Here is an 11,404-nt window from a genome sequence, read left to right as displayed (position 1 = left end):
CTTGCCGCTCCCTTTACAGCCCAAGGCACAGTGAAGGAGGAATCGTTGTGGAACACACCCGTTATTTCCGCAGAAATTGGCAGATGTACGCATTGCTGGTGCTGCCCATTATGTTCTTTATCATTTTCAAATACGGTCCAATGTATGGTGTGCAAATTGCGTTTAAGGATTTCAACTTTTTCAAAGGCATCGGCGGAAGTGAATGGATTGGTTTGGATGGATTCCGTGAGGTATTTGCGAATCAGGATTTTTATGTAACCTTGCGTAATACATTGATGCTGAATTTTCTTGATCTGATCGTCTCTTTTCCCGCACCCTTGATTATTGCCATTATGCTGTTTGAGCTTAAGGTGGTCTGGTTCAAGAAGCTGTCCCAGACGATTCTGTATGTTCCGCACTTTATTTCCTGGGTAATCATCGGCGGCATCGTATACCAGTTGTTCGGGGTTCAGTCCGGGATGATTAACAACCTGTTAACAAGCCTGGGACTGGATGCGATTCCTTTTCTCTCCGACAAAAATTACTGGTTGATTACGTACCTGCTGACGGGTGTCTGGCAGAGCGCAGGCTGGGGGACGATTCTCTATCTGGCGGCACTCACCGGGATCAATAAGGAGCTGTTTGAGGCTGCTGAGGTAGACGGGGCGGGAAGGCTGAAGCGTATTCTGCATATTACGATTCCGGGCATCAAGCCGACGATCGTTACCTTGCTGATTATTAATCTGGGCAATATGATCTCCATCGGCTTCGAGCGGCCGTTTGTCATCGGTAACCTTGCTGTTATGGAATACTCGGATGTGCTAAGTACCTTTGTCTATCGGATCGGCCTGGAATCCGGGCAGTATACTCTGGCTACGGTAGTCGGATTGTTCCAGGCGGTGGTCGGATTGATATTCCTGCTGGTGGCGAACTATATCTCCAAGAAGCTTACGGACGAGAGCATCCTATAATCAACCTTTGGATATGGAGTGAACATTATGAGTGGAAAAGCAGCTAACAAGGCGTTTGATACATGGATTGTGATCTGTCTAACCCTATCGGTGCTGGCATGTCTGATTCCGTTTCTTCATATTCTGGCTGTATCCTTCAGCGGAACGGTGCCGATCACTTCGGGAAAAGTAACTTTATTCCCTTTGGACTTCAATGTTGAGGCGTACAAAAAAGTGTTCAGTGATGCCGCTATGATCCGCTCGCTGGCCTTTACTATATTTCTGACCGTGCTGTTTACGGTTCTGTGCATGGTGATGACGGTTGCGGCCGGTTATGCGCTGTCGAAGAGAGATTTGAAGGGCCGCAAGGTCTTCATGTTTGTGATTGTGGTTACGATGTTCTTCAGCGGCGGGATTATTCCTGAATATATTCTGACGCGTGAGCTGCATTTGCTCAATACAATCTGGGCGCTCATTCTGCCCGGGCTGATCAGCCCCTTTTATATGATTATCCTGATCTCATTTCTGGCTGGTATTCCTGATGCGTTGAAGGAGTCCGCAGAGATCGACGGCAGCAGCCAGTTCGGTACACTGATCCGCATTATTCTGCCCCTGTCCATGCCGGTGCTTGCCACCTTGAGCCTGTTCTACGCTGTGGGCAGATGGAATGGTTTCCAGGACACGCTGATGTATATTACGAAACCGGAGCTGTACCCGCTGCAGCTTAAGCTCTATCATATGATCCAGAACAGCCAGGTGTCCGACCTGATGAGGATGGAGGGGAACGCGATCAGCACGGTTGTACCTGAGAGTCTGAAGGCAGCAACGGTGATGTTCGCAACCGTTCCTATTCTGCTAGTCTATCCTTGGCTGCAGAGATATTTCGTCTCGGGTGTAATGACCGGAGCCGTGAAAGGCTGAGGCTCTCGCCTGGAGCAGGTGTTGTAGTATTCATACCCAAAAATGGCTGACGGATAGGGGGAACAGGCAGATGTTCAAGAAGGTAACTGCCATTAATGACAAATGGACACAGGAATCCATGGAGCAGCAAATTGGTGACCGGGAGAGCCGGTATTTCGGGGGCGTGCGTGATCCGCTAAGCGGTGTTGCCTGGCCGAATCACACAGGTACGGCCCAGTACCTTGCGGCATGGGCTGCTGCGCTGGTGAATCCTCTGTCGCGATATTACCGGGATCTGGTGCTGCTGGAGCAGTTGCATGTGGCAATGGATTTCATGCTGCGGTTTCAGCATGACGATGGTACGATATCACCGGGCTGGACGAATTATCATTCCCCGCCGGATACGGCGTTTGTTGTAGTCGGATTAACCAATATCCTCACGCTGCTGGAGCGGCAGACCTGGCAACCGCTGATGCCGGTGGCTGGGCAGATTAGAACCTTCCTGGAGCGGACGATTCCGGCGATGCTGAGCGGCGGCGTACATACACCTAATCACCGCTGGGTGCTGACAGCGGCATTGGGTTCTTTATACCGGATATTTGCGCTGGAATCACTGCAATCCAGGGCCGGAGAATGGCTTCAGGAGGGGATGGATATCACCCCGGATGGAGAGTGGACAGAACGGAGTAACGGAATCTATAACACGGTCAGTGACATAATGCTCTATTATGCTGCGCAGGATTTGAGCCGGCCTGAGCTGCTGGAGCCGGTCCGCCAGAACCTTGGGATGATGAAATATCTGGTTCATCCGGATGGGGAGGTAGTAACCGATTATTCGGGGCGGCAGGATTTCGGAAGTGTCTACTCGCTGGCAGATTATTACCTGTGCTATAAGCTGATGGCTGAGCATGACGGCGACCCTGAATTCGCTGCCCTCGCCGACTTGGCGGGCGGCTCGATTACACATCCGGGTTCGCTGCCCAATCAGATTATGCTGGGCTTCCTGCTGTATCCGCAGATGCAGGCCTCTTCTGTTCAACCGGGACAATTGCCTGAGCGGTACCGCAAGGTAATCAATGGCATGTGGGGCCGTCAGGAGTTGTTGGGCAGAATCGGGCAGGACGGTTACGGTGGCCCTGTCCGCCACAGCAAGCAGCATACGGAATTCGGCGCACAGGTCGTCCGGGTCCGCAGCGGAGCGACCAGCGTAAGTGTGATGACCGAAGCCTCCTCTCTGTTCTCTCTGCGGCATGGCCGGGCAAAGCTGCTTGGGGTTCAGCTGGCTTCGAGCTTCGAGCCGGGACTGATTACCATGGACTCGCTTGCGGAGATGGAGACCGGCTTCCGGCTTGAGTCAGTCGCTGAGAAGGGCTACTACGGTACGATTCCGGCGGACAAGCTGCCTTCCCGATCCGGTTTTCCCTGCAGTCCCTGGTATCTGCTGCCTCATGGAGAGAGAGCGCTCACCCATTCTCAGGTAAGCGGAGTCTCCGTCCAGGTAAGTGAGAACGATGCCGGTTGGGATCTGCACTTCATTGCACCATCCCCGGTGGATGTGCTGACCCAGATCGTCCTGCTCTTTGGGAGCGAGGGCAGACTTGAAGGTTCTGCGCTGACGCCGGTGCCGGGAATGAACGGGGCAGCATTCTGGACAAACGGCACGCTGCGCTACAGCTCCGGTGAGGACTGGATGGAGCTCGACCAGGGCTGCCATGAGCATCACTTGGCGGACATCCGTGGCATGAGCTATCCGGACGGCTGTCAGAAGGTCATTGTGACACTGATAACACCGCTGGATTATACACTGCGGATTCGTCTTTCCTGATGGAAGCTTATATAATGATAGTGTTGTCAGGATTGAAGGGTTCAGCAGTATAGAAATTAAGGTGTATGGAGGTAGTCTGCGCAATGAATATTTCATTTAATACGCCTGCCACTTATTGGGTGGAGGCGCTTCCAGTCGGGAACGGAAGACTGGGAGCGATGATTTTTGGCGGTATCGAGAAGGAACGACTGGCTCTGAATGAGGATACCCTGTGGTCAGGATATAAGACAGACTGGAATAACCCCGGGGCCAAGGAGATTCTCCCTAAAGTAAGGGCACTGATTGCAGAAGGCAAAAATGAAGAAGCAGATGAGCTGTGCAAGCAAATGATGGGTCCGTATGTACAGTCGTATCTGCCGTTCGGGGATCTGCTCCTTACGATGGAGCATGGACAGGTCATTCAAGGAGACTACAGCCGGAATCTGGATCTGTCAACGGGTATCGGCACCGTCTCCTATGAGATCGGCGGTATCCGGTATAGCCGTGAGGTCTTTGCCTCTCATCCCGATCAGGTAATTGTTGTCCGTCTCTCGGCAAGCAAGGACCATGCGATCAGCTTCCGGGCGAAGCTGGACAGTCCGCTCCGCTTCCGCTCGGAAGCAGAGGGGGAGCATTACACGATCATGGGACATGCCCCGGAATATGTGGCACCGAATTACTACGATGTGGATGAACCGGTCCGCTATGGCGGGGAGTCTCCGCGAAGTCTGGAGTTCCACGGCCGCCTGGCCGCTGTGCAGACCGGGGGAACCCTTGAAGCCACAGCAGAGGGTATCCGTGTAACGGGAGCGACGGAAGCCGTTCTCTATTTCAGCGCAGCGACCTCCTTCGATGCGGAATCCGGCACAGTGAAGGCGGATTACGACGTGCAGCAGCACACTGCGCAAGTTGTGCAGCGCATTATTGATGAGCCTTATGCCGGGCTGCTGGGCCGTCATGTTGCCGACCACCGTGAGCTGTTTGACCGGGTAGAGCTGCACCTTGGAGAGAGCCTGGCCCCGGAGGGTATGCCGATGGATCAGAGAATTGCCGCCTACGGAAGCAATGATCCGGGTCTGGTAGAGCTCCTGTTCCATTATGGCCGCTACCTGCTGATTGCAAGCTCCCGTCCGGGAACGCAGCCGGCGAATCTGCAGGGCATCTGGAATCAGGATACCCGGGCGCCCTGGAGCAGCAACTATACGCTGAATATCAATGCGGAAATGAATTATTGGCCGGCAGAGGTCTGCAATATGGCGGAGCTGCATCAGCCTCTGATTGACTATACCCGGAGGCTGGCAGTCAACGGCAGGGAGACCGCCCGCACGAACTATGGCGCCCGCGGCTGGGTAGCCCATCATAATGCGGATCTCTGGGCGCAGACGGCTCCCGTTGGAGGCTTCGGCGATGGCGATCCGGTATGGGCATCCTGGGCGATGGGCGGAGTATGGCTAACCCAGCATTTGTGGGAGCACTACGCATTCAGCGGTGATCTGTCCTATCTCCGGGAGAGCGCATACCCTGTGATGAAGGAATCGGCTATGTTCTGCCTGGACTGGCTGATTGAGAACAAGGACGGGTATCTCATTACTTCCCCATCCACTTCCCCTGAACACAAAATCGTAGACGGGGACAAGCGGTACGCGGTCAGTGAAGCGGCGACGATGGATTTGACGCTGATTGCGGAGCTGTTCACAAACTGTATCCAGGCTGCGGAATTGCTCCAGCTTGATGGAGAATTCATTCAGACTCTGCAAGCTGCCAAGGCGCGGCTGCTGCCGCTGCAGATCGGTGCGCAAGGCCAGCTTCAGGAGTGGTCGGTTGATCTGCAGGGCGAGGATGTGCATCACCGCCATGTCTCCCATCTGGTCGGGGTCTATCCCGGAAGATCGATTACAGAGAAGCTGGTTCCCGGACTGTATGAAGCGGCCAGAACCTCACTTGAGAATCGCGGGGACGGAGGAACAGGCTGGAGTCTGGGCTGGAAAATCGGACTGTGGGCCAGATTCAAACAGGGTGACCGGGCCAAGCAGCTGATCTCCAATCTGTTAACACTGGTCAAGCCGGAGGCCATTAACAATGAACGCGGCGGTGTCTATCCGAACCTGTTCGACGCCCACCCGCCGTTCCAGATTGACGGGAACTTTGCAGCTACGGCAGGGATTGCCGAGATGCTGCTGCAATCGCACCAGGGGTATCTGGAGTTCCTGCCCGCCTTGCCGGCAAGCTGGGGTGAGGGAAGGGTGAAGGGACTGCGGGCACGCGGCGGCTTTGAAGTAAGCCTGACCTGGACTGCGGGAGCCCTAGGGCAAGTTGAAATTACGTCTCATCACGGGGGAATATGCTCTATTCTGGCAGAACGCCCTGTGAAGGTTATGAGCGGGGAACACCAACAGCGCCTGGAGCTTTCTCCGGACGGGCTGATTAGTCTACAGACACAGCCGGGGGACCGTATAGTCGTACAGTATGGCGAGCAAATAATGCAGAGTAAATAAGGCAGAGTAAATAATAGTCCATACAGATTGCAGTACACTTCAGGTGGATGGAGTGTGCTGCTTTTGTGTTGTAGCGGACACTGCCCGGATTCCACCAGACAGGCCAAACGATAAACGAGGAGCCCAGGATGTACGCGAAAAACCGAATACAATGTGCAGGCATGCAGGCAAGTGGGCCGAATGTACGCGAAAAACCGAATACAATGTGCAGGCATGCAGGCAAGTGGGCCGAATGTATGCGAAAAACCGAATACAGTGGGCAGCGTGTAGGCAAGTGGGCCGAATGTACGCGAAAAACCGAATACAACGGGCAGCATGTAGGCAAGTGGGCCGAATGTACGCGAAAAACCGAATACAGTGGGCAGCGTGTAGGCAAGCGGGGCGGATGTATGCGAAAAACCGAATACAGTGGGCAGCGTGTAGGCAAGCGGGGCGGATGTATGCGAAAAACCGAATACAATCGCAATGTGCTGGAGTGCGTGGGCCGGGCCGGTTTTCGTTCTACAAAACACACTTATAATGCAGAACAGGTCTCCCCGTCGCCCGCTTTTCCCCCTCGCAGGTTAATTTCCTCTCTCCGCTCATCATTTTGTTATCTATCCATCCATATTGTTATTTGTAAACGTTTTCCAAACGGCTATAATTCAATCAGGAATCCGCTGGATAGGGATGAACCGAAGGAGGATACGAATGTTTGGTCGTAAACAAATCATGATAGGGGCTCTTGCGCTGATGGTCTTCGCTGCTTCAGTGCTGCCCATGCGGACTCCGGTCCATGCTGCGGCTGAGGGAGGCCCGGCCGTTATTCTTGCTTCTGATTATGAGGACGGCACCGTACAGGGCTGGACCAAGAAAGGCGACGAACAGCTTACAGTAACGAAGGCGGTCTATCATGGGGGCGCCTACAGCCTGTATGTGGATGGACGTACCAAGGATTGGGAAGGGCCCAATCAGGTTCTGACGGATCACATGGCTCCGAATACAGCCTACACCGTGGGAGCTTGGGTGAAATCTCCGGCGCCGGTCAAATTTACGGTGCATACCAAAATCGGTGAAACCGAGGACTGGAAGCCAGTAGCGGAATTTAACGGAGCGAAGTGGTCGGAGGAATGGACTTATCTTGAAGGTACTTTTATTACAGGTAGTAATGTAGGCTTCACGGAGATTTATGCAGAAGCCGCAGCAGGAAACGCATTCTACGTGGACGATGTCAAGATCTCTGCCGCAGCGGTTGACATTCCGGACGGGGAGGAAGGGCTGCGCACGGACTTTGAAGACGGGACGCTGCAGGGCTGGAAGAACCGGATTGGACCGGAATCGCTTACGGTGAGCCAGGAAGCCGCTAACACCGGGACTCACAGTATGCTGGTAGAGGAGAGACAGCGCAGCTTTTATGGCCCAAGCCTGAGTGTGAAGGAGCATCTGCGGCCGGGCAAAAGCTACCAGATCTCTATGGCTGTGCGCCTTAAGGAGAAGCCGGAGGTAGACCAAAGCCTGCAGATGACCGTGTATAAGAAAGCCGGCTCCGAGAGCTGGAATGCGATTGATAAGGTTAGTATTAAGGCGGATCAATGGGAGCAATGGCATCTGCTCAAGGGCAAATTCCAGTACAGCGACCAGCCGTCTGAAATGAACCTTTTCGTGGAGACTCCCTACATTACGGAGGATACCGTAGATACCTTATCCTTCTATGTCGATGATGTATTGATTGAGCCTGCCCCGGAGATGAGTATTGAACAGGATATTCCCGGGTTAAAAGAGGTCTTCGCTGACGACTTCGCGATCGGAGCCGCTGCGTATTCCTGGCAAATGGAAGGGATCTACGGGGAGCTGCTGAAGAAGCACTTCAACAGTATCACGGCAACCTATGAAATGAAGCCTAAATTTATTGCGCCTGAAGAGGGTACCTATGTCTTTGACGGGGCTGATAAATATGTGAATTTTGCCCAAGCGAACGGAATGGGGCTCCGGGGACACGCGCTGCTATGGCACACTGATGCCGCAGAATGGATGTTCACCGATGCCGGGAAGCCGGCAAGCAGAGAGCTGTTGCTGGAGCGTCTGCAGAGCTATATTGAGACCGTCATGCAGCGCTATAAAGGCAAGATCTATGCTTGGGATGTAGTGAACGAAGCGATTGCCGACAATGGCGGCGGTCCCAATGGAATGAGACTGACAACTTGGTATAACCTGATTGGTCCGGACTATATCGAGAAGGCCTTTGAATTTGCCCGGGCGGCCGATCCGGAAGCGAAGCTCTATTATAACGACTATTACACCGAGGTACCGGAAAAGCGTGAGCATATCTATCAGTTGCTGAAGCGGCTTAAGGCGAAGAATCTGATTGACGGTGTGGGCCTCCAGTCACATCATGGTTTGTACTCCCCGAGCACTCAGGAGATAGAAAAAACCATTCAAATGTATTCGCAGCTGGGACTGGATATTCAGATCACCGAGCTGGATGTGGATACAGGCATAAGCCCTGACTCGCCGCTACCGGCCGGTATCGCTGCGCAGCAAGGGAAACGGTATAAGGATCTGTTTGAACTTTACAAGAAGTATAAGGACAACATCTCCTCGGTCTCCATCTGGGGAGTGCAGGATGAGAAAAGCTACAATAACCATGCCATGTTATTCGACGAGCAGTTAAAAGCGAAGCCGGCCTACTGGGGCGCGGTTGATCCTTCCAAGCTCCCGGCCTTGCATAATGTAGCTTTGGCTCTGGAAGGCACGCCAAAGTTCGGCGAAGCCGGGAAATCGCTGTGGAACAAGACAGCGGCGGTTCCGCTTGAACAGGGGAGTACTGTAACTGCCAAGGTTCATACCCTGTGGGACCCGCAGAACCTATATGTGAAGGTAGACGTTACCGACCCAAGTCTGAACGGAGAAGATAAGGTTGAAATCTTCCTGGATGAGAATAACAGCAAGACCTCTGCCTATGAGCCGGATGACCGGAAGATTACACTCCAGCGTTCAGGCACCGGGACAGAAGGGATCAGCTTCGTAAGCACCGGGCAGGGGGGTGGCTATACGATCGAAGCGAAGATTCCGCTCGTATCGGTCAGCGGCTCCGCAGGCTTGGAGATGGGTCTGGATATCCGGGTGAGCGATGCCGGTGTTCCGGAGGCCGTACCCGCTTACTGGAATGACAGAAGCAGATCCCAGGATACGGATACGAGTCATTACGGGGTCATCCGTTACACCGCGATGCCTAATTCTGCGGAATCGGTGAAAGGTCAGGTGAAGATCGACGGACAGATGGATGCGGAATGGGAGAAAGCGAAGCCTTTTCAGGTAAAAATGTCTGCCGCTCCTTACAGCACCACCGCAGAAGCGAGATCGTTGTGGACGGAGGACAGCCTATATCTGATCTTAGATGTGAAGGATGCCTTGCTCAAGGCAGATGCCGTGAATCCATGGGACCAGGATTCCGTTGAAATCTTCATTGATGAGAATTTCAACAGAACTCCGTACTATGAGGGGGACGACGGTCAATACCGGATTAATATCAATAATGTGGCTTCCTTTGGAGGAGGGGCCTCGGTGAGCAGATTAACCAGCGCGGTCGTTCACACGGACACCGGGTATCGTGTAGAAGCCAAAATTGATTTCGGAACGGTCAAGGCAACACCGGGCAGCTCTATCGGGCTTGATATCCAGGTCAATGATGATCAAGGTGCTGGGAAGCGCAGTACAAGCAAATGGAATGATAAGGGAGAGGATACGTGGCGGGATACCTCCCATTTCGGGATTCTAAGCTTTGTGTCGCCTACGGCGGCACCGGAGGCTCCGCCTGAAGGGACGTCCCCGTCCCCATCTTCAGGCTCTGCTCCAACGTCCCGGGCCCCTGCTCCGGCCGAGACCTTCACCGAAGGACGGATTGTTGTTCAGCCCGTAGCGGATAAGGATGGCATCCTTCATGTGAAGCTGTCGCCTGAGGCTGTGCAGCAGGCAGTGCTCCAGTCGCTCGGAGGCGGCATCCTGAAGATTGCGGTCAAGCCGGCTGCAGAAGCCGGAGAGCTGCAGCTCCAGCTTCCGCTGCAGAGCCTGAGCACACAGCCGAATATTACAGAAATTCAGATTGAAACCGGATTGGGGGCTGTCCTAAGCCTGAACCGGCAACTGCTGAAATTGCAGGATATACAGGCCGGAGATTTCCTTCTGCTGCAGGTGAAGCGTGTGGGGCAGGACGGATGGCCTGCGGCAGTTAAGGACCGCTTGAATGGAGCCGATGTGCTAGACTTCGCACTCACTATCCATGGAGTCAAGACGACTAAGGTTGACGCTGCTACCCTCACCGTGAGGCTCCCTTATGAGCTTAAGGCAGGAGAACGGGCACATCAGATTGGGGTGTATCAGGTTCTGGAGAACGGCAAGCTTGTGATGGTGAAGGACCGTAAATATGATTCGGCCACAGGCTATGTCTCCTTCCAGGCGAAAGTACTGGGCCAATATGCAGTCGCTACAGTGAAGCTGACAGATCAGAAGGGCAGCAAGTGGGCCGCCGAGAGCATTGAAGCTCTGGCTGCAAGAGGAATACTTCCTCTGGGAGCAGAGGCTTCCTACGAGGCAGGTGCGCTGATGAACCGGGCAGAATTTGCCCAACTGCTGGTCAATGCCTTTGACCTTCAGACTGCTGCTGACGCTCCAGGCTTCAAAGATGTCAGCATGGATTCCCCTTATGCCAAGGCCATCGGCATTGCCGGAGCTTTGGATATTGTCAAAGGGAGAGCAGACGGGCTCTACGGTCCGAGCGATACGCTCAGCCGTCAGGAAATGGCGCTGATGATGTATCGGGTTGTCCAGTTGCAGCAGATCGGGCTGAAGGGTGACTCCGCTGCTGTTCAAGGCTTCAAGGATCTAAACTTGCTGACCGGGGAGGCTTCGGCCGCAATAGAGAAGCTGCGGACTGCCGGAGTGATTCAAGGCGCGCAGAACGGCTACTTCCTGCCGAAGGCCCGGATGACCAAGGAACAGGCTGCTGTGGTGGTGTACCGGATAATTGCTTTGAATCCGTAGATTAGTGTCAGCGAGCCTATAGGATCTTTTGAGCAGAGCAGCGGTCTCCCGATAGGGGCCGCTGCTCTTTGTGATGGGGTGAGTGTGACACTTGAAGTAGAGAGTGTCACCTGAAGCTGAGAGAGACACCTGAAGTAGAGTATAGCACCTGAGGCATGCGGGTACCGATGGCGTGAGCAGCGTGAGCTTATGGCGGCTGCACCGGCATTGGAGTTGGCATTGGAGTTGGTGTCGCGTTGGCGTCGGTGTTGGCGTCA

5 protein-coding genes are annotated in these 11,404 nt (G+C 54.0%); all 5 read left to right on the top strand.

From position 1 onward, the window contains the following. The first annotated feature begins 83 nt into the window (after positions 1-83). The 5 genes from R50912_RS23925 to R50912_RS33505 all read left to right on the top strand — a co-directional run bounded on the left by R50912_RS23925 (position 84) and on the right by R50912_RS33505 (position 11,147). Positions 84-950, top strand: a complete 867-nt coding sequence (locus R50912_RS23925) for an ABC transporter permease (protein ID WP_442950529.1) — start codon at positions 84-86, stop codon at positions 948-950. 27 nt (positions 951-977) lie between these two features. Continuing rightward, positions 978-1,850, top strand: a complete 873-nt coding sequence (locus R50912_RS23920; protein WP_042238428.1) for a carbohydrate ABC transporter permease — start codon at positions 978-980, stop codon at positions 1,848-1,850. A gap of 70 nt (positions 1,851-1,920) precedes the next feature. Then, positions 1,921-3,654 (top strand): hypothetical protein, encoded by a 1,734-nt coding sequence (locus tag R50912_RS23915; RefSeq protein ID WP_042238427.1) that lies wholly within the window; start codon positions 1,921-1,923, stop codon positions 3,652-3,654. An 83-nt stretch (positions 3,655-3,737) separates the two neighbouring features. Beyond that, a complete protein-coding gene (locus R50912_RS23910) occupies positions 3,738-6,128 on the top strand; it encodes a glycoside hydrolase family 95 protein (RefSeq protein WP_042238426.1) in 2,391 nt (796 codons plus the stop codon). Positions 6,129-6,818: 690 nt separating this feature from the next. Next, positions 6,819-11,147, top strand: a complete 4,329-nt coding sequence (locus R50912_RS33505; protein WP_197072970.1) for an endo-1,4-beta-xylanase — start codon at positions 6,819-6,821, stop codon at positions 11,145-11,147. Positions 11,148-11,404 lie beyond the last annotated feature (257 nt).

Source organism: Paenibacillus sp. FSL R5-0912 (assembly GCF_000758605.1).
In the GTDB taxonomy this organism is placed as follows: domain Bacteria; phylum Bacillota; class Bacilli; order Paenibacillales; family Paenibacillaceae; genus Paenibacillus_AQ.
This window is presented reverse-complemented; position numbering and strand designations above follow the sequence as displayed.

Coding starts and splice junctions, on each gene's coding strand:
- R50912_RS23920 (WP_042238428.1), top strand. CDS start 978: ATGAGTGGAAAAGCAGCTAACAAGGCGTTTGATACATGGATTGTGATC.
- R50912_RS23915 (WP_042238427.1), top strand. CDS start 1,921: ATGTTCAAGAAGGTAACTGCCATTAATGACAAATGGACACAGGAATCC.
- R50912_RS23925 (WP_442950529.1), top strand. CDS start 84: ATGTACGCATTGCTGGTGCTGCCCATTATGTTCTTTATCATTTTCAAA.
- R50912_RS33505 (WP_197072970.1), top strand. CDS start 6,819: ATGTTTGGTCGTAAACAAATCATGATAGGGGCTCTTGCGCTGATGGTC.
- R50912_RS23910 (WP_042238426.1), top strand. CDS start 3,738: ATGAATATTTCATTTAATACGCCTGCCACTTATTGGGTGGAGGCGCTT.